The organism is Listeria immobilis, from assembly GCF_014322845.1.
Lineage (GTDB): Bacteria > Bacillota > Bacilli > Lactobacillales > Listeriaceae > Listeria > Listeria immobilis.
In genome coordinates this window covers 21,692-41,220 of record NZ_JAASUA010000015.1, presented here as the reverse complement: position 1 = coordinate 41,220, position 19,529 = coordinate 21,692, and the positions used below count along the sequence as shown (strand labels likewise).

At 35.1% G+C, this 19,529-nt stretch carries 23 protein-coding genes; 2 read left to right on the top strand and 21 right to left on the bottom strand.

From position 1 onward, the window contains the following. Nucleotides 1-104 precede the first annotated feature (104 nt). From lplA to HCJ45_RS14195, 15 genes are all read right to left on the bottom strand, one after another. A complete protein-coding gene (gene lplA, locus HCJ45_RS14265; RefSeq protein ID WP_187125246.1) occupies nucleotides 105-1,094 on the bottom strand; it encodes a lipoate--protein ligase in 990 nt (329 codons plus the stop codon). 4 nt (nucleotides 1,095-1,098) lie between these two features. Then, on the bottom strand, nucleotides 1,099-1,971 hold the full coding sequence (locus tag HCJ45_RS14260) for a metallophosphoesterase (protein ID WP_187125245.1): 873 nt from the start codon (nucleotides 1,969-1,971) through the stop codon (nucleotides 1,099-1,101). Between the two features lie 73 nt (nucleotides 1,972-2,044). Next, the gene (hflX, locus tag HCJ45_RS14255) at nucleotides 2,045-3,301 is read right to left on the bottom strand and encodes a GTPase HflX (RefSeq protein ID WP_187125244.1); all 1,257 of its coding nucleotides are present in this window, start codon (nucleotides 3,299-3,301) and stop codon (nucleotides 2,045-2,047) included. 329 nt (nucleotides 3,302-3,630) lie between these two features. Continuing rightward, nucleotides 3,631-4,251, bottom strand: a complete 621-nt coding sequence (locus tag HCJ45_RS14250) for a flavin reductase family protein (protein WP_187125243.1) — start codon at nucleotides 4,249-4,251, stop codon at nucleotides 3,631-3,633. Between the two features lie 9 nt (nucleotides 4,252-4,260). Beyond that, entirely contained in the window at nucleotides 4,261-4,869 is a 609-nt protein-coding gene (locus tag HCJ45_RS14245; RefSeq protein WP_187125242.1) for an alpha/beta hydrolase, read from the bottom strand. A 6-nt stretch (nucleotides 4,870-4,875) separates the two neighbouring features. Next, complete coding sequence (locus tag HCJ45_RS14240) at nucleotides 4,876-5,835, bottom strand: ring-cleaving dioxygenase (protein WP_187125241.1); 960 nt, start codon at nucleotides 5,833-5,835, stop codon at nucleotides 4,876-4,878. Further along, nucleotides 5,835-6,722, bottom strand: a complete 888-nt coding sequence (locus tag HCJ45_RS14235; protein ID WP_187125240.1) for a VOC family protein — start codon at nucleotides 6,720-6,722, stop codon at nucleotides 5,835-5,837. The genes HCJ45_RS14240 and HCJ45_RS14235 overlap by 1 nt, the downstream gene beginning before the upstream one ends. 126 nt (nucleotides 6,723-6,848) lie before the next feature. Next, nucleotides 6,849-7,829: an ABC transporter permease gene (locus HCJ45_RS14230; RefSeq protein WP_187125239.1), complete on the bottom strand. Its 981-nt coding sequence runs from the start codon at nucleotides 7,827-7,829 to the stop codon at nucleotides 6,849-6,851. Next, a complete protein-coding gene (locus tag HCJ45_RS14225; RefSeq protein WP_187125238.1) occupies nucleotides 7,822-8,727 on the bottom strand; it encodes an ABC transporter ATP-binding protein in 906 nt (301 codons plus the stop codon). The genes HCJ45_RS14230 and HCJ45_RS14225 overlap by 8 nt, the downstream gene beginning before the upstream one ends. Beyond that, nucleotides 8,699-9,523 carry an SGNH/GDSL hydrolase family protein gene (locus HCJ45_RS14220; RefSeq protein WP_187125237.1) on the bottom strand — a complete coding sequence of 275 codons (825 nt, stop codon included), beginning with the start codon at nucleotides 9,521-9,523 and terminating at the stop codon, nucleotides 8,699-8,701. Before HCJ45_RS14220 ends, HCJ45_RS14225 begins: the two co-directional genes overlap by 29 nt. Before the next feature lie 210 nt (nucleotides 9,524-9,733). After that, nucleotides 9,734-10,234: a hypothetical protein gene (locus tag HCJ45_RS14215; protein ID WP_187125236.1), complete on the bottom strand. Its 501-nt coding sequence runs from the start codon at nucleotides 10,232-10,234 to the stop codon at nucleotides 9,734-9,736. 21 nt (nucleotides 10,235-10,255) lie between these two features. Next, nucleotides 10,256-12,256 carry an ABC transporter ATP-binding protein/permease gene (locus tag HCJ45_RS14210; protein WP_187125235.1) on the bottom strand — a complete coding sequence of 667 codons (2,001 nt, stop codon included), beginning with the start codon at nucleotides 12,254-12,256 and terminating at the stop codon, nucleotides 10,256-10,258. Nucleotides 12,257-12,274: 18 nt separating this feature from the next. After that, a complete protein-coding gene (locus HCJ45_RS14205) occupies nucleotides 12,275-12,979 on the bottom strand; it encodes an ABC transporter permease (RefSeq protein WP_187125234.1) in 705 nt (234 codons plus the stop codon). Further along, nucleotides 12,976-13,665 (bottom strand): ATP-binding cassette domain-containing protein, encoded by a 690-nt coding sequence (locus HCJ45_RS14200; protein WP_187125233.1) that lies wholly within the window; start codon nucleotides 13,663-13,665, stop codon nucleotides 12,976-12,978. Before HCJ45_RS14200 ends, HCJ45_RS14205 begins: the two co-directional genes overlap by 4 nt. Beyond that, nucleotides 13,665-14,027 carry a GntR family transcriptional regulator gene (locus HCJ45_RS14195; RefSeq protein ID WP_187125232.1) on the bottom strand — a complete coding sequence of 121 codons (363 nt, stop codon included), beginning with the start codon at nucleotides 14,025-14,027 and terminating at the stop codon, nucleotides 13,665-13,667. The genes HCJ45_RS14200 and HCJ45_RS14195 overlap by 1 nt, the downstream gene beginning before the upstream one ends. Nucleotides 14,028-14,277: 250 nt before the next feature. Here HCJ45_RS14195 and HCJ45_RS14190 point away from each other — a divergent pair, with 250 nt between their 5' ends. After that, nucleotides 14,278-14,931 carry a Crp/Fnr family transcriptional regulator gene (locus HCJ45_RS14190; RefSeq protein WP_187125231.1) on the top strand — a complete coding sequence of 218 codons (654 nt, stop codon included), beginning with the start codon at nucleotides 14,278-14,280 and terminating at the stop codon, nucleotides 14,929-14,931. A gap of 308 nt (nucleotides 14,932-15,239) precedes the next feature. Here HCJ45_RS14190 and HCJ45_RS14185 read toward each other — a convergent pair whose 3' ends face one another. Genes HCJ45_RS14185 through rpe form a run of 3 tightly spaced genes read right to left on the bottom strand, consistent with a single transcriptional unit; the run spans nucleotide 15,240 to nucleotide 16,779 of the window. Further along, a complete protein-coding gene (locus HCJ45_RS14185; RefSeq protein WP_281384490.1) occupies nucleotides 15,240-15,662 on the bottom strand; it encodes a PTS sugar transporter subunit IIA in 423 nt (140 codons plus the stop codon). After that, nucleotides 15,659-16,111 (bottom strand): ribose 5-phosphate isomerase B, encoded by a 453-nt coding sequence (rpiB, locus tag HCJ45_RS14180; RefSeq protein ID WP_187125230.1) that lies wholly within the window; start codon nucleotides 16,109-16,111, stop codon nucleotides 15,659-15,661. The genes HCJ45_RS14185 and rpiB overlap by 4 nt, the downstream gene beginning before the upstream one ends. Next, nucleotides 16,108-16,779 carry a ribulose-phosphate 3-epimerase gene (gene rpe, locus HCJ45_RS14175; RefSeq protein WP_187125229.1) on the bottom strand — a complete coding sequence of 224 codons (672 nt, stop codon included), beginning with the start codon at nucleotides 16,777-16,779 and terminating at the stop codon, nucleotides 16,108-16,110. Before rpe ends, rpiB begins: the two co-directional genes overlap by 4 nt. Nucleotides 16,780-16,989: 210 nt before the next feature. Here rpe and HCJ45_RS14170 point away from each other — a divergent pair, with 210 nt between their 5' ends. Beyond that, nucleotides 16,990-17,991: a LacI family DNA-binding transcriptional regulator gene (locus HCJ45_RS14170; protein WP_187125228.1), complete on the top strand. Its 1,002-nt coding sequence runs from the start codon at nucleotides 16,990-16,992 to the stop codon at nucleotides 17,989-17,991. A 132-nt stretch (nucleotides 17,992-18,123) separates the two neighbouring features. Here the strand turns inward: HCJ45_RS14170 and HCJ45_RS14165 are convergent, their stop codons facing one another. From HCJ45_RS14165 to HCJ45_RS14155, 3 genes are all read right to left on the bottom strand, one after another. Next, a complete protein-coding gene (locus tag HCJ45_RS14165; RefSeq protein ID WP_187125227.1) occupies nucleotides 18,124-18,522 on the bottom strand; it encodes a DUF4064 domain-containing protein in 399 nt (132 codons plus the stop codon). Between the two features lie 148 nt (nucleotides 18,523-18,670). Then, a complete protein-coding gene (locus HCJ45_RS14160; RefSeq protein WP_187125226.1) occupies nucleotides 18,671-19,009 on the bottom strand; it encodes a GIY-YIG nuclease family protein in 339 nt (112 codons plus the stop codon). Between the two features lie 13 nt (nucleotides 19,010-19,022). Further along, nucleotides 19,023-19,502 (bottom strand): DUF6530 family protein, encoded by a 480-nt coding sequence (locus HCJ45_RS14155; RefSeq protein WP_187125225.1) that lies wholly within the window; start codon nucleotides 19,500-19,502, stop codon nucleotides 19,023-19,025. Between the last annotated feature and the right edge of the window lie 27 nt (nucleotides 19,503-19,529).

The window sequence follows — 19,529 nt, the reverse complement described above, 5'->3', positions numbered from 1 at the left end:
TATTTAAATAATACTATATATATTTAATACCTGTCAATATAAAAATGAAATCGTTTTCTTTTTATAACAAAAAAACTCTGAGTGAAGCTTCTCAGAGTTTTTTCTTATTCAAATAACATAGCAATAATTGCTTCTTTTTTAATATTTCCAAAGTATTTTTTCATATCGACTGACTCAAAAATATTACTAACCGTTTGTCGTTCGAAACGAATTCCACTCATTTGATTAGCTAATTCAGCAACATCTTCTGTACCAAAAAAATCACCATAAATTGTCACTTCTTTTATTCGACCTTTATTTAACTCCAATTGAAATTCAATTGTGCCTGCTGGAAATCTTTTTTTGCGTTTTATGCTAGCTTTAGGTGACTTTCCATAGGTCCAATCCCAGTTGCGGTAACGTTCCACACGTAATTTTTCGATACCGTCCATATCCGCTTTTGTAAAATGATACCGCGGAATATTTGTTGTACCAAAAATTGATTCTAATAAAATTTGTTTAAAAGAGTGAATATCCATATCTTCTGCTAAATGTTCACGTATCGTTGTCACTCGGCTTCGGACAGATTTCACGCCTTTCGATAGATACTTTTCTGGGTCAACTTGCAATGCAGCTTCAAGCCTATCTAGATCAACATCAAAAAGTAGCGTTCCATGGCTATAAAGTCGACCTTTTGTGACAAACTGGGCATTACCACTTATTTTCTTTCCATCTACCTCGATATCATTACGACCACTTAGCTTGGCATTAACACCTAACTTTTGAAGGGCCTGAATAACCGGTTCTGTGAATTTAGCGAAATTTTGAAAGCTATCTCCATCATCTTTGGTAATCATACTAAAGCTGATATTTCCCTCATCATTATATACCGCTCCACCACCAGAAAGCCTTCGCAGTACATCAACATGATGCTGCTCCACAAATGTCTGATTGATTTCTTCTAACGTGTTTTGATTTTTACCAACAATAATCGTTGGCTTCATGCGATAAAACATAAAATACGTTTCATTTTCATCTAAAAAACGCAAAGCATATTCTTCCATTGCAAAATTATATGCTTGATCAAGCACGTCTTCATTATCTAAATAAATCACGTTTTTAAGACTCCTTTTTTGCTTTAAGTGTAATCTGTATCACTTCTGGGTCGTTGAAAAGTCGTGGGATTATAGTAGCATTTCCAAGTCCACGGCTAACAATTAGCGCTTTTTGGCCAGCACGATGAATACCTGCTGTCCATTTTGGTAAAAAGCCTTGACCAGGAGCGAATAATCCTTCTGTAAGCGGAAATCTAAATTGACCTCCATGAGCATGACCAGATAATACGACATCAACCGGATAGGCTTGATATAAAGGCCAAAACTCCGGTCGATGCGCAAGTAAAATCGTAAAGTAATCAGGTGATAAATGATACGTTGCTTCGTCAAGTGATGCCGTTAATGCTTCTTTTTCCCATTCGCTTTTTGGTAAATCGGCTGCTAACCAATCCTCTTTCGAAAAACGTGGATCCATTACGCCTGCAATCATAATAGCAGCGTCATTTTTCTTTAGAAAGTAGCGTTCATTCTCAAGTACTGTGACTTGATGGGCTTCCATATCCGCCTTAAAATCTTCATAAAAAGCGCTTCTACCTTCATGATTTCCGCTCACATAAAATGTTGGAAAAGCTTTTGCAAGTTTTCGCACTAAAGCCATTGCGACAACAGGAGATTCATCCCCGTCCAGTATATCGCCTGTTAAAAATACGGCATCTGGAGCTAGTTCATTCACCATACTTAACAAAGGATTATTATATAAACCAAAACTTGCACTGTGCTGATCTGAAAGTTGAACAAAGCTTGCTCCATCCCATTCTGCTGGTATTTTATCAGACACTATTTCATAACTAGTGCATGTTAAATGTTTTGTCGACCAATACGCATACCCTGTAAAAGCAGCCACTGCGCCAAGTATACCCCAACCTGTTTTTTTCATAGATAGAATGCTCCTAACTAAATTTGCTGTATGGTTCATTATAGCAAATCTAATAAGAACTCGCTTTATTTAATTACACTTCTATCTGATATTTTTTTAATTTTTGTAGGTCTGCCGGGCTCACTTCTGCTAAGATTTTTGTTCCATTTTCCAGATACTCAGTCTCCAAAACTTTGGCATGATCATTTAAATAAGCAACAATTTGTCCTGCTTCAAATGGAATCAGATATTCACATTTTTCATAGCTCGCGAATAGTTCTTTTTTAATGATTTCAGTTAAAAATGCTAAACTTGGTTGTTCTCGTGCGGAAAAAACTATTGTATTGTCGGTTTGTTTTGGATAGATTTCGTCCTCTAAAAGGTCTGCTTTGTTATAAGCATAAATAACGGGAACATCTTCTACACCAACAGCTTTCAATGTTTCTTCAGTTGTTTTCATCATCGTTTTGTAATGCGGGTCAGAATAATCAACTACATGAATGAGTAAATCTGCATCACGAGCTTCTTCTAGCGTGGAACGAAACGCTTTGACAAGTTGATGTGGTAACTTACTAACAAATCCAACTGTATCTGTTAGTAAAAATTGTTTATTGTCTGGTAACACGATTTCGCGGACGCTTGTTTCGAGTGTCGCAAAAAGCATGTCCTGCTCAAAAACTTGTTTATTTGTTGTTTCACTATAAGCTCGTACCAAACCGTTCATTGTAGTTGACTTCCCAGCATTAGTATAACCAACAAGTGATACGACCGGAATTTCATTTTTCTTCCGTTTACGACGACGTACTTCGCGGTCATCCACAAGCACGGCTAACTCTTTTTGTAAATGACGAATTTGATCTTTAATCGTTCTGCGGTCTGTTTCAATTTTCTTTTCTCCAGATCCCCGGTTGCTAAGTCCGCCTTTTCCGCTTTGTTGATCCATATCTTCGCCTTGCCCAAAAATTCGTGGTAGTTCATATTGAAGTTTTGCAATTTCTACTTGAAGTTGGGCTTCTTTTGTTTTTGCTCGATTCGCAAAGATGGCTAAAATCAAACCCGTTCTGTCCATCACATCCAGTTCAAGTGCTTCTTCTAAGTTTCGTATTTGTGACGGCGATAGTTCATCATTAAAAATAATTAACTGAGCTTCTTGCATTTCTGCTAGCCCTTTAACTTCATCTACTTTTCCTTTACCAACATAGGTTGCTCGGTTTTCACGATCCATATTTTGTCGCAGTTCTCCCACAACTTCCATATTATTTGCAGCCGCTAAGTTGGCTAATTCTTCCATTGAATAATCAAAATCTTTTTGTTTTTGGCTCACACCAACGATTAATACTTTTTTCTCCATAAAAAAGGACCTCCTGAAATAGATTCAGCGCGGTCAGGGTTTCTGAGTAAAATAAAACACAAAAATAGCATCAAAAAGATACTAGCTTGCTGTTAAAAAAGGGAAAACTCCCCCTTATTCTACCCATATTTATTTTGGGTGCCATACATGCACGCAAGACCAATCCCGTTATCCATACTAAATAAGCATAGATATTCCCGCACTATTAAATTAGTTGCATAGATTCTTTGGGAAACGTAGTCTAATGTAACGCATGATGGACAACCCTCCGTTCGATTTAAGTTGCTCTTAGTTTAACATGATGGCTATTGTTTCGCAACTACTTATTACTAAATTGGCCGTTCCAACTGAAAAATTTCACCTAGTTTTGTATAATCATTTCCAGCCATTCGTCCAACTGGTGCCAGTGCTTCTGGTAAAATGTATCCATTCTCTTTATCAAAAACTGTATCGTCTACTTCATATGTCTCTACACGCGCAAGTATTAAGTCAGCCACCACTTGTCCTTCATCATCAGCAATTGGAATTAACGCCTCTAACTTAGTCGTTAATACGATCGTTGCTTCTACAATTTTAGGTGTTTTCATCTCTTGTACAGGCGCTAAATGTAAATTAGTAAGTGTCATTTCACTAACGTCAGGAGCCAGTCTAGCAGCAGTTTTATTTACTTCTTCTACTATTTCTTCATTCACAATATGAATATTTAGCTCTTTAGTAAAAGCAGCATTTCTTGCAGTATCTTTCTGCTCTCCGTTTACACGCTGAACGGCAATGGAAATAATGGCTGGATCACTTGAAACTATATTAAAAAAACTGAATGGGGCAGCGTTCACCGTCACCCCATCTTCAGCAAGTGTTGTTACAAAAGCAATTGGTCGCGGAATAATACTTCCTGTCAAAAATTTATAATTCTCTTTTTGTGTTAAATCAGCACTTTTAAAAATAGCCATCTGTCTACCTCACTTTTGGTTGTTTTGATACCATTTTTTTGCTTCTTCTAATTCTTCCATTGTTAATGCATGCCCTGCAGCTGTCCAAACTGTTTCTACTTTTGCTCCACGTTTTTCTAGAATTTCCACAAGTTCTTTGGAAGCTTCCGCGGTAATTAGTGGGTCATTTAAACCTGCTGATAAAAAGACACTTCGATGGTTAATTGAAAAATCTGGTTGGTTATTTCCTGCTGGCATTGCATGAAACAAAATTGCTTGGTGAAAACTATCTTCTGCTTGAAGTAGGGCATTAGCTGCAATATTGGCTCCATTAGAATAACCAACTGTAATAATTTTTTCAAAATCCAGCTCATATTTCTGCGCTAATTCCCGTGTTGTGTCAATTAGCTCTTTTGTTTTAATCTCTAAATCATTTAAATCCAAACTGCCATCATGGAATCGTTTAAAAAATCGATTTGCACCGCCCTCTTTAATATCACCCCTTAAAGAAAGAATTGGCGCATCACTATTGATAAATTCAGCTACTTCGATAAGTGATTTCTCATCTCCACCTGTACCATGAAGTAATAACAATGGTGCAAGGTCGTTCTTCTTACCTGGAATAAAAAGATGTTCCATGGATATTCAACTCCTTTTTGTATCAATGGGACGAACCATTTTTTCGATTTCTGCTCTTTTTGGTTCTAAAAATGGTGGTAAAGCAAGTTTTTCTCCTAGCGTTTCATAAGGTTCATCGTTTGCAAATCCTGGACCATCTGTTGCAAATTCAAATAAGATTCTCTCTGATACTGGAACATATAGCGATTCAAAATAAAAACGATTTACATAGCCAGAATTTGGTATTTCAATGGTATTCATTCGTTCAATCCATTTTTGTAATTCATCATTATCTTCTACACGAAAGGCTACATGGTGAACGCCGCCATATCCTTGCATCGCTGCTGGAATATCGGTTCTTTCTTCAACGATAACTTGTGCGCCATTTCCACCTTCGCCAACTTCATATAAATGCAGACTATTTTCTTCTGCTACTTTTCTAAAACCAAATATTGATGATAAGATTGCCTCCATATTAGCTAATGAGCCTACTGTTAAAAATACTGGTCCTAAACCGTAAATAGCATATTTTTCTGGAACAGGTCCATTTTTCCAAGGGGTTCCTGGGGCTACACCTTCATCATTTTCATCTGAAATAAGTTGTAGCTGTTGATCATCAAAATCCTGGAATGTTAGGTATTTTTTTCCAAATAGCGTTTTAATATCACCATGCGGAACTTCTAACTGGTTAAAACGATTAAGCCAATATTCTAATGCGGCATCTGTTGGTACACGGAAAGAAACACGCGAAATACTATCTGTACCATGTCGTCCTTTTGGTAAATTAGGAAAATCAAAAAATGTCATATCTGTTCCAGCAGACCCTTTATCATCTGCAAAAAACAAGTGATACGTATGAATGTCATCTTGGTTTACAGTCTTTTTCACTAAACGCATCCCTAAAACTTCTGTGAAAAACGCATAATTTTTTTCGGCACTACTTGTCATCGCTGTTACATGGTGGATTCCTTTTAACTCTTTAATCATTATTTTTCCCCTCCAAAATAAGTTTCAATTTCCGTTCTTTTTTCTTCTAAAAAGCTTGGTAAAGCAAGTTTTTCTCCGAGTTTTTCTAGTGGTTCATCCAGTGTAAAACCTGGTTCGGCGCTGGCAAATTCAATACGCAGCCCACCCGGTTCTCTGATATATAAACTTTTAAAGTATTCCCGGTCTACAAATTCTTCTATCGTCAGTTGGTTTTGAAGTGCGATTTTGTGCAGTTCATCAACATCTGCTTTTGTCGCGACTGTATAAGCAATATGGTCAATCGTTCCTCGTCCAGTTCGTGATTTTTTCTCTGAGAAAGTTTGATGGAGTCGTGTAAAGCTCATTTGGTTTCTATCTACTAATACCCCATTCTGGCTTTCTAATCCAAAATAAGTCATGAAAAAATGGCTTGATTTGGCTGGATCCGGCACATGATAATCAGCCCCTAGTATCCGAACGACTTGTTTCGCTTCTGGTATTTCAGTATGGATAGTTGGGTGCGATGTGGTTTCGGCGATTTCCGTTAGGATGATACCCATTCGGTCGGGATCGTATAAGCTTAAAGCCTTCTCTGTTTTTTCAAAAGGTATAGCAAAATCGGTTAGCCTTTTTTCCCAGTAGTTGGTTGTGTCTTTAGGTATTCCTAACGTGATATTGCCAAAATAGGAACGTTCGTAATAACTTGAACCAATTTTTGGAACTTCAAAAAATGTGAGCAAAGTTCCTGGAGTACCTGCATAATCTCCATAAAACAAATGTCGCATCTTAATATTTGCTTGATTGACTGTATTTTTGACGAGCCTAAGCCCTAATATATCTGAATAAAAATGGTGATTTAGAGTAAATGATTTGGTTAATGCAGATATGTGATGTATTCCTTGAATCATTGGTTTATACCTCCTTTTTGATTACTAACTACAGTTTATAACTAAACTATTGAAAAAGAAAGCGATATGCTCACAAAAAGTAAGTAACTTTTATTGCACGTAAAAAAGAGCGCTAATTTACGCTCTTTAATAAACATCTCTTTTAGTAAAAATAAAGTAGGATAAGATGAATGCGACTAACATCCAAACTGTTAAAACGAGCATCGAAAAATTCAACGTCATTCCTTCAACTGGTGGACTCGAACCGTTTAAATAGTTGGTCAGTTGTAAATTAACCATAAATAAATATTTCGCACTTGGCCATGAGCTGACGAGATTGGTTAGGATAGTTCCGGTAATTAGAGAAGCAAGCATAATCCCCATTACGGCTGCGGTTGAGCGAACGAGAACCGAAACAAACATGGTTAACACTCCGACAACGACACTAACAAACCAGGCAAGTCCAAATTCCATTAATAAAAGTCGCCAAACAGGAAGCTGATATACATCTGTTGTACTTATTGCACCATCTTTTATACCAAATCCAGTGAGGACAGGAGCATTCCAGCCACCATAACCGAAAACAATTCCTGAAATTAAGTAAGCAATAACTGCCGATAAAATCATAATCGCAGAGATGGATAGAAGCATAGAGATATACTTACTTGTTAATATCCGCCATCTTTTTACTGGTCTCGTAAGTAAGAATTTCATCGTCCCTGCGCTCGTTTCAGCAGAAATTAAATCTGCTGCTATAACCATAATAAACAGCGGAAATAGTAAGCTAATCCCATTTTCGACAAATGTTTTTAAAAATGTTGGTGCGCCTGGTGCATTTGGATTAATATCATTATCTAAATAATATTGGAGTTGTCCGACTAACACTTGGAAATATTTTTGATATTCTTCTGGAAGTCGTCCTGTACCAAGCCTGTTTTCAAGATCGACAATCTCTTGTTGCGTCTGTACATGCCAATCACTTGTTCCCGCTTGTTTTTCATCTTCTTGATACTGTCTAAACTGCGCATATGTAAAAATAGCTACGATGATTGCAACTAATGCTAGGATAACTATTAAACGCTTTTTGCGCCATAGTTTTAGTTGTTCGTTATAAACTAAATTAATCAATCGACTGACCTCCTGTTAACTCTAGGAATAGGTCTTCCAAAGATGGTTTACGTTTATCAATTTCGTGTACTTGAATACCTTGTGATACAAGCTGCTCGTTCCATTCCGCACTCTTTTCATTAACAGGTGTAATCAAATATTCCCCATCAATTTCGAATTTAGTATATTTTTTAAGAATATTTTTTGCGCTTTCAAAAGGAGTTACCCGCCAGCGAAGTTGTTCGCGGGAACTAAGTAAATGCGCTACTTGATCTGTTTTAATAATAGTTCCATCTGTCATAATTGCTACCCGATCACATAATAATTCAATTTCACTGAGTAAATGTGATGAAACGAGTACACTAATTCCTTCATTTTCAGCAAGTGCACGGATAAAATCACGCATTTCGTGAATACCTGATGGATCAAGTCCATTTGTTGGTTCATCCAGAATTAATAATTTAGGATTAGAAAGCAAGGCTTGAGCAATCCCAAGCCGCTGACGCATACCAAGCGAATAGGTAGACACACGGTCATTTATTCTTTTTTCTAAACCTACTAATGCAGTTACTTCTTGCATTCGTTCTTTTTTTATAGATGGATCCATTCGAGCAAAATAAGCGAGATTTTCTTGACCAGTTAAAAAACCATAGAATTCCGGATTTTCAACAATAGATCCAAGACTGCGCATCGCTTCTGTGAAATTTTTTTGAATATCTGCCCCATTAATTAGAATCTTTCCTGACGTTGGCTTAATTAAGCCAACGATCATCCGGATGGTTGTCGTTTTCCCCGCTCCATTCGGTCCAAGAAATCCAAATACTTCTCCTGGCATAACCTCAAAAGAAATTCCTTTTATTATTTCCCGCTTACGAATTTTTTTGTATAAATCAGTTACTTGAAGTGCTGGTGCTGCCATCGCTTTTTTCTCCTCCCGTTTGAATTACCTCGGTTACCCGTTTGCCAATCAATTGATACCCGGCATGATTCGGATGAAATTTATCTGTGGCTAAATAGGCTGCTCCATTTTGTTGGAATAAATCAAACGTCGGAATATAAATAATATCCGGCTCTTTTTGCGTTAAGTTTTGGCTCTCCATATTCCAATTCGCTACTACACTCGACATTTCTGTTGCATTTTCCAGTGTCATAAATGGATTATAAAGACCAATATGAAAAACTGGGGCAGTTGGGCTTAATTTACGAATCGTTTGATAGATTTGTTGCAGATTTTTTTGATAACTAGTTTCTGCTTGTTTAATAGCATCACTTGCAAAATCATCTAAAGCTTCCCCACCACGAAATAAATCATTTCCACCGATTGTCATTAAAATAACATCCGCTGACTTTATTTGGTTTTGTACTTCTTTTTGATCTAACTGTTTTAATAATTGCGCTGATTTTGCACCACTAATTGCTAAATTTACATTTTCCACATTTTTAGTAGTTTTTTTGTAAAAGTCGTCTACTACTCGGACATATCCGCCACCTTCGACATCCCCTACTCCATAAGTAAGCGAATCCCCAAGTGCTGTAATTTTAAAAGTAGTTTGTTTTTCACTCGCTTTTGACTCATTTTGGGTTGGTTCTTTTTTAATTTCGTTTGCTTGATGGTTTTTCTGCCCCAACCAAATGGACGCAACGCCAATCATGCTTAGAATAAGTGCTATAGCTGAAAAAAACAACAGAAATTGAACCGCCTTGCTTTTTTTCATTGCCTCATCGCCCACCTTTTTATGCGGTTTATTTAGGGTTAAGTATACCATATTTCGAGTTTTACCTCTTTTATTTATCTTACAATCTGGAAGCCACTTAAATCTTCCTCCGATTAAATTTTAACGCAAATTATAAATGCCGTTTTTCCTAAATTAAAAAAGTGTCATATGACAAAAACCTCTTGTCATATAACACTTTTTTCATTCTAGTTACTGTAAAATCGCCTTTGTCAAATCGTCCACAAAGTCTTGTTTATTCTCGCTTTTTGAAGCTTCTGAAATTGCATCGATATCTTTTGGTTGTTTATCCCAACGTCCAGAATCAGCGGTAACTGCGATATGGATACTTTTATCTTTGTTATCATTCATAAATGTAGTGACATTTTCAGGAATATCATCGGATTGAACGGTTGTAAATAGGACTACTTTATCATAATCATCCGCACTTACTTTATCTAATTTGGTTGTATCCATAATCGAAATATGCACATTTTTATTCGCCATATCTTGCTCAATTTGGTCGATAACACTATCTTTAAAATCGCTTCCTTGTGTAGCTAATAATACGTGATCTCCTGTTGCTGATTCATTTATTTCCGTGTTTGGAGTAACATCCATTGATTTTAAGAAGCGATATGAAAGCATCACTCCGGCAAAGATAACTACGGCAATTCCTACAATTATAAGACTGATTTTTACTGGTTTTTTCATTTTTAAATTCCTCTTCTCATTTTATTCTGATCGTAAAGCTTCTGCTGCGTCGAGTTTTGCGGCTTTTGTACTCGGATAGATGGAGAAAATAAAGCCGATAGTAATGGTTATTGCAAGTGTTACTAGGAAATTCCAAATAGAAATATGAATCATTTCTTCAAAGCCAATCCTTGTTTCTAAAATCGGACTCACAAGTTTTGCGATAGTAATTGCTACTGCACTTGATAACACGTTGGCTAAAATAATGATATAACTTGCTTCCATCATAAATAGTCCGCGGATATGGCGCTTACGATAACCAATCGCTCGAAATACACCAATTTCTCTTGTCCGTTCTACAACACCGATATAAAGTACAATTGCAATCATTACTCCAGCAACTGCTAAAGAAAGACCTGCAACAAAAGCAATTAAATACACGATGATGTCAGTAAATTGACTAAAAGTATCTACAAAAGCATTCGCATTAGTAATCGAATAGTTTGCCCATGACTTATCATTCTCGTATTTTTCCACTACTTCTTCGGCTTGTTTTGTTGTTTTTGTAAAAGCATCTACAGAAAGAATCGGTTTTTCAATTCCTGTATTTTTTATAAAATCATTCATCGTTTTTGTAGAAACATTAAATCCACTTGCAAACCCTTCTTTAGACGGATTTGTAATACCAGTAATAACTGTTTCTGTTTTTACAGTATTGGTCGTTTCGCTATTTCTACCGGCAAATAGTAAAGTTATTTTTTTACCGATTAGTTTATCAGCTTCTTTTTTAGTTAATTCAGCTGTATCTGATTTCCCAAGCGCTTTTTTAGCAACACTTGACGGAATGACTACTCCTGCTTCATCACTTTGAACCATTTCCCCGCTCAGTAAATATTCATCTTCTACTGTTAAATCTTCATAACGTGCTGGTTTAAAATTCGCTTCTTGCATTTCATTTGATGCACCTTGCAAATCTTTTCCATTGTATTCAAATTTTATTCCTTGAATTGTTGTGCGCTCATAAACTTCCGAAATATCTTCATCCTGATAAAGCTGCTTAATTTTTTTAACTTCACTTTCGGTTAATGGTGTTGTTGGTTCGGGTGACTTTGATCCACCATCTTCCATATAGTAGGTGGTTATTTGATTAGGGGAGAAAGTTGTTCCGAATATTTGAGACAAACTTTGGTTAACACCATTCCCAAGACCAAAAGCTAATAAAATGGCGATAATTCCAATGGATGTTCCAAGTGCAACAAGCAAGTTTCGAAATTTCCGATTAAAGAAACTTCGAAAAGAAATTTTAGCAATCGCCCAGCCATTTAACCGCAACTTCTTTCCTTTTTTCAGAGTGAATTTTTGCGTTATTTCTTGCTTTCTTTCAAATGAAACTACTTCCCCGTCCGCAAGTCGAAGGACCGCATCGGTTTTATCAGCAATGTTTAAATCATGTGTAACTACAATAACGGTTGTGCCTTGTTTAGTTAAATCTTTTAACAATTTAATAATCTCAGCGGATGTAACACTATCAAGTGCGCCGGTTGGTTCATCAGCAATAATCATATCTGGGTTATTAGCTAATGCTCTTGCAATTGCGACTCGCTGTTTTTGTCCGCCAGAAAGTTGTGACGGTTTTTGCTTCTCAAAATCTTTTAAACCAACTTGTTGAAGCAAATCCTTTGCCCGTTTATTTCGTTCGCTTTCCGATAACTCTGGATTTAAATATAACGGAACTTTTACATTTTCTAAAACAGACATATGTCCGACTAAATGGAAGCTTTGGAAAATAAAGCCAATATGATTAAAATGATATTTATCCAAATCAATTGTTTGTAAATCTTCCCCATTATATAGAACTGATCCGTCATAATCCGTATCTAACCCGCTAATAATATTTAGCAACGTAGATTTTCCACTTCCACTTTTGCCGATAATGGTAGCGAATTCTCCGTCTTGAATTGTAGCATTAATATTTTTCAAGACAGGAACTTCATTTTTCTTTCCTAATTTATAGGATTTTTGTAGACCTTTAATTTCTAACATTTAGTTCTCTCCCTGTGTTTAAATTGTGTCGACTTTTTTCGTTTTATAATAAAGATAACTTCCTGCAATAATCGCACATAAAGCTCCATTCCAAACAATCGATAGTAATGAAATCTCAAAATGACCATTTGGCAAAATTGAAATAACTCCTGCGCTATTATAAATATGCAAGTAGTACTCTGCTAATAAATTGAAGATTAAGATGCCAAACAGAAGAAAAATCACGCCTGCTTTTTGAACATAGCTTGTCTTCACATGGTCCTTCAACCAACTTACTGGAATCACAAAATAACAAACAAACATAGAGATAAACAAAAACATCATACCTATTCCTGATACAAAAGCTAGTGCATCGCCTGCTTCCATACGTCCAGCTTCCAGTCCGTAATACCAAATAAACGCACTTTGAACTAGAATTATGACAACTGCTGCTAAATAGGCAGCGAATAGTTTTCCAAAGAATTTAGTTGTTTCTGAGTGCCGTGAAAGAGATACAAGTGTTAAGTTTTCTTTTGAAGTGTCTAGTTTAGTAATTTTCCATGTTGTTATAAGAACCAGTAGCAAGCTCATTACCGTCGTTCCTCGGATGGCTCTAAAAAGTAAATCCGAACCTTCCAATAGGTTCATTGTCACTCCAACTAAGTTAAGTCCTAAAATTATTGCAAGCCCGATAACAAGAATTGGGCTGATTTGTTTGAGATAAAAAGTAATCATTTTTTTCATTTGTTCATTTCCTCCTTATAAAAATCAATTAATGAATTGCCAGTTTCTTCGCGGTAGCTTTCTGTATCAATTGTTTTAAGCGCACCTTTTTTAATAAGCCATAGCTGATTGTAAAGTTGCTCGGTTCCTTCTAGATGATGTGATGAAATAATAGTTATTCCATCTGGGTCAGTTCCACTTATAATTGCTTTCATTACTTCTGAACGAGCTAGAATATCTATATTGGCAAAAGGTTCATCGTAAAGGTAGAGCTTCACCTTCCTCGCTAGAACACTACCAATTTTCACTTTCATTAGCATGCCAGTAGATAATTCTGCTAACTTCAATTGTTTATCAATTTGCCAAGTAGCGAGTAACTTTTCCCATTTTTCTAATTGAATATCTTCAAAAAGAAAAGCATGTTGTTTCATATAAGCTTCAATGGTGATATTTTTTGAAGTAAACAGATCGTTACTTAGATAAGCTATATGCTGGCGAATATCATTATTAGTGAACATTTGCCCATCTAACTCAATCGTTCCATTATCTGGTTTATTCAAATTAGCTAAGATATTTAGCAAAGTTGTTTTACCACTACCATTTTCTCCTGTAAGCACAATCATATCGCCAGGTTTTGCTGTAAAATCAACTTGCTGAAATATTAATTGATTGGAGTATGATTTTGAAATATTTGTTCCAATTAACATTAATTTACATCCTCCTTTGTTTTTTTCACCCAAGCGATTATTTTTTCTTTGTTTAAACCTAGTTTCAGCATTTCTCTAATGAAGGTTTCTGTAAGTTGTCTTGCTGTCTCGTTTTCCAATTGTGTAATTCTCCTCTTATCTTCTGTCAAATATTTGCCAGTCCCGCGAATAGTGTAGATAATTCCTTGCTCTTCTAATTCAGCGTAGGCTCGTTGTACTGTTGTCGGGTTTACTTCTAGTTTTAAAGCCAACTCTCTTACAGACAATAATTTGTCGCCACCTTTAAAAACTTCTGTGATTATTTCTCTATGAATAAAGTGAACTATTTGTTTATAAATAGGTTTACTATCATCAAATTTCATAATTGCCTCCTTTCGTCCGTGTCACTGTATCACTTAGGTCACACTGGCTATGCATGTAATATACCAAAAGAAAATCCGGTCATTTATACATAATATATATTTAAAAGCTGACATTCTGCTTGTTTTACTCTTTTTTAAATTTAAAAGCCTGTGTTTACAATCAATTAGACATAGTCACAAACCTTTCACAACTAATTTTTAGGGAAAATAAAGTATAATAAAGAAAATCAGATGGAAAAGGAGTTTTTATATGTCTGCCAAACTGGATACCGTTCTTAACTATTTAAAAGAGTTTCCTGATTACTATAAATATGTATCTAAAAAAACGTATACAATGAACGATAAGATTATTTTTAAAGAAGAAAAGTCCAAACATATTTTCTTTGTCGTAGAAGGTTTTGCTGCTGTGGAACTTGAGGATTCGCTTAGGAAAACAAATTATATTTCGATTTTTGTATTGCCGAGTAATATTTTAGGTATTGATACTTTTTCTAGCTATCCGAAAAAACAACATAGTATTACTGTCATGAGCAATAGACTTGTTCTTTATAAAATCGAAGTGGAGTTTTTACTAAATGTGTTAGCAATGAAACCTGACGTAAATGATTTCTTATTATCAAGTATGGCGGACGTTTTTGCGAGGCACTATGCGTTACTTGGAATGATTGCCAAAACACCAACAGAACGTATTTATATAGCTTTCAAGAATCTAGCTGCGGAAATGGGGATAGAAAGCGAAAATAAGGAAGAGATTATTCTACCGGAATTTATCAATCAATCCGTTTTAGCAAGATATTGTCGAACAACACAACCAAATATTTCTAATTTATTAACGGAATTAGTGGAAGAAGGATTTTTGCTAAATAAAAAAAGCCCTTATCGGATCGCACAGCACTTCCACTAAAAAGAAAATAAAAAAACGTTATTCGCCGTATATCCTAAACAGAACACCAGCAAATAATGTTTTCATTACTTACTAAATCTATAATAATCCAACTCATAAAAGATGAACTTAAATAGTATAATAAAAAAATTAGGCTGTTTGTTTCCCATTAATTTCAGGAAACAAACAGCCTAATCAAAAGTATTTTTATTCCATTCTCCCTTTTTCATGTCAATGCATTACATAATTTCACGTGTTTCAATTATAATTAATCACTTTCCAATTATTTCAATCACTTTTTATCCGTTTTGTAGCCTAATTGTCCATGCTCACATTGTAATTAGTTTATCGCCAATCTGAGTATTTCCTTGTGTAGCTAGCTTCACTTCTTTTTGCGGATTAGTAATTAAAATTGGCGTAATTAAATTATATTTTTCCTCTAATATTTTTTCTCTATCAAAAAGAACTAATGTATCTCCTTTTGAAACGTTCTGTCCTACTTTTACTTTAACATCGAAGTATTTACCAGCTAATTCAACTGTTTCAAGGCCAATATGCATTAAAATTTCCGTCCCTTTGCTTGACCTCATTCCAATTGCATGTCCAGTTGGAAAAGCTACCACTATTTCGCCATCCATTGGAGCAACTAATTTACCTTCTGATTTAAAAATAGAACGTTTTAAATCTCTACCATTCATTTGTTCAAAATCTTGCTTGGATGCACTGATAAGTCTCGTTACTTCTTTGTTCATTGTAATTCCTCCTCAGCTTCTATATCGGCAATCATTTCCACTCGTTTTGCATGACGTCCACCTTCAAATTCTGCTTCTAACCAATTTTGAACGATCATTTTTGCCAGCTCAGCGCCAACTACTCTAGAGCCAAATGCTAAAATATTTGTATTGTTGTGTTCGCGAGATAATTTAGCAGAATACGGTTCGCTACAAACCACTGCACGAATTCCTTTGACTTTATTTGCGGCGATAGAAATTCCTACACCTGATCCACAAATAAGTATTCCTAAGTCTGAATTTCCAGACGCAACATCTTCTGCTACTTTTTTGCCGTATTCTGGATAATCCGTTCTTTTATTTGAATAAGCACCAAAATCTTTCACTTCATGACCTAGTTCTTGTAAATACTCTATTATAACTGGTTTTAGTTCGATACCAACATGATCATTTCCGATTGCAATTTTCATTGTAATTCCTCCAATTTGTCACTTTTTAATTTCTGGATAATTTCTTGATAACTGGCAGACTTTCCAAATAGCGAAGATGTACCAAGAACGAAACCTTTTACACCCATTTTAGAAAGTTTAGCTATTTTATTTGGAGCAATTGCCCCATCTACCATGATTTCAAAAGAATAATTCTGTTTTACAGTTAATAATTCACTAATTTTCTGATCGACATAATCAAGGTAAGCTTGGCCTGCAAAACCTGGGTTTACGGTCATCACCATGACATAATCAATAAGTGACAATAATTCTTTTACAGTTGTAATTGAAGTCCCAGGATTAATCGCAATTCCAGCTTTTTTCCCTTTTTGTCTTATTTTATCTAATGTTCTTGCTGGGTGGGTGTCTGCTTCTGGATGAATATAAATAATATCCGCTCCCATATCTGCAAAAGTCTCGACATAATTCCCAGGATTCCTAATCATTAAATGAACATCCACTAATTTCTTCGTCTGTTTTCTAATCTCTTCAAAATCTTGTAATCCCATTCCAAAATTCGGTACAAATTGTCCATCCATAATATCAATGTGGAAAATATCGCTTCCCGCTTGATCTAATGCTTCTACTTCCTGCTTAAGGCTAGCAAAATCTGCACACATCATTGAAGGACATATTAACTTATCGTTCATTATTAGTTCACTCCTTTGAGATAACGATTACTCATGGATCAAATAAAAAAGATGGTTTATTTTGAGTAATCGTTTTACCATTTCGAATTAAATATATCACCATAATTTAATTATGTCAACGCTTTATTTTTTATTCTATTTGATAAACTTAAATTTCTGTGCGAAAATAGGGTAATGAAGAAAAACGTTTACTCATAAAAGGAGGACACGATGAAAAAAACTTCCATAAAAGATATCGCAAAATTAAGCGGTGTATCGGTAGCAACCGTATCGAGGGTAATCAACAACAACGGGCGATTTTCAGAAGAAACACGAAAGAAAGTCTTAAAAGTTATAAAAGAAACTAATTATCAAATGAATTTTAGCGCTAAAAGTTTGCGGATGAATAAATCTTTTTCTGTTGGCATTTTAGTTCCTGATATTAGCAATTATTTTTTCTCAAGTGTTGTTCAACAAATTGAAGCGATTCTTTTTGAGGAAGGTTACTCTACTATTATTTGTAATACTGGGCGTAATTTTGATAAGGAAATGGCCTACTTAAACATGCTAGAAAGCAAAATGGTGGATGGGCTAATTGTAATTTCTGGTGCAGATGAATTTGGATTTAAATATGCCAATGCGGAAAATGGAATTCCCTTTGTTTGTATTGACCGTCAACCTAAGGACAAAAACACTATTTTCATTTCTTCCAATCACTATCAAGGAGCTTTTGAAGCAACAGAGGCTTTAATTCAGGCTGGCGTAAAGAACCCAGCAATATTCATGCATAATAGACAGTCTTCTTCTGCCAAAGAGCGTTTGAAAGGTTTTCAAGATGCATTAAAGAAAAATAATATCGTTTATAACGAAGAACTTTCTAAATTCACGGTTGATTTACAAAAAGAGGATTATCAAGAAAACATGCATACTTTTATAAAAAATGCAGCTTGTGTTGATGGCATTTTTGCAATCAATGATAATATTGCTCTCGAGTTATTAGAATTTTTACCAACAATTGGTAAAAAGATTCCAAGCGATATTAAAATCATTGGCTTTGATGACACACCACAATGTAAATACACCGTCCCTAAACTAAGTAGTGTGAAGCAAAATATACCAAAAATCGCTCAAATAACTGTTGATAATTTACTTTCCATTATTGCTAATCCTGATCAAAAAAGAAGTGTCACTGAAATAGTTCCCATTGACTTAACTTTGAGAGAATCGTTATAAAAACAGCAAAAAGTCATTAGCTATTATTTAAAGTTATATGTATAAAGTTTATCTTTTCTAAAACAAATTCCTACAAAAAAAACTGTAAGCAAAATGCATTCACATTTGCTTACAGTTTTTTAATTAACTTGCTTAAAAAGTGTTAGGTGTTTTTCTTGCTAGACACATGATACCAGCAATAACTGCAAGTATACCTGGTACAACCCATAGAAAATTAAGTAAGAAAAATCCGATGATTCCAAGAGCAAGCGTTAAAATACCAAATACTAATGCATTTTTCTTAATAAAAAATGCGAAGATGAATAATGCAATCCCAATAATAAGTGCTACACCAGCTAAAATAACTACTAATCCACTAGTACCAGCTAACTGTTCTGCTTCTGAACCATAAAGGCCTGCCTCAGAAACTACTTCAGGCGATTCCAATAATGCAGACATAATGCCACCGCCAACTATTCCTGTAACTCCTGCAATAACTCCAGTAATTCCTGCTATCAATGTTAAAATAAATTCTGGTTTTCTAAAATTCATTTTCTCAACTCCCTTTTGTAAAGTTTCAAATTCTATTATAGCACCATTTTCACTGAAGAAATATAGATATTTTGTGTATTTTTCTAAAAATTAACTATACTTTTCATCCACAAAAAAAGACTATGTTAATCCACAGCCTTTCGCCACTTTAAAAATCTTTACGTTCCAACCATAAACTTAGTAACACATCATTTTCTTCTTTTATATCTTCTTTTGTCATTTCTGGCTTAATATCTACTTTTTCTAGTATTTCAAAATCAATTGATTCTATCCCGAATTGTTTTGCTTCTTTTGCCATTTCAGGTGGTAGCATATTACCGGCACCGATTTTCACACCAAAAGCTAGCTTATTTGCTATTCCTTTTAGATCCATTGTATTATCAATCAAATATTTGCCACTTTCTCGGCAAATAAAACGATAAACACCTGCATCAGGAGCTTTTTCTTTGTATGCGCGAATCAGTTCTTTTCGATTTTCTTTATTCATATTTGCCACCTCCTTAATAGCCGGCTTCTTGTAAAAGTTTGCTAAGTGTACGAAGTCGCTCACTAAGAAGCTCGTCATTATTTTTTAACACTTGTTCAAAAAGTGCAATATCTTCTTCAATATATTCATTATCTTCACAAACAGAAATTGTCATTGCGTCTCCTTGCAACCCAATTCGATCAAGAGTTGGATTTTCTTTATCATAAAAGCCAGGTAAACGATAGGCTTCTTTAAAATGTACTTTTGTTCTAGCAATTAAAATAGCTAAGTCTAACACGCGATATAATGGTAATTCTTCAGATTGTCTGGACCATTTATCACCAGTATGACGCCAAACTTTAGCAGAAATATCTACTTTCCCGCGATCATTCCACTGGGCGAGTCCAAGAGAAAGTCCTTTAGCATCTGAGTTATAAGCATTCTTGCCATCCACTTCTTCGTAATTTTCAACAACAATTACTGGTTTATGTTTTAAGGTAGTTGGAATCTTCATTAGATTTCTCCTTTTAAATTTTAGTAA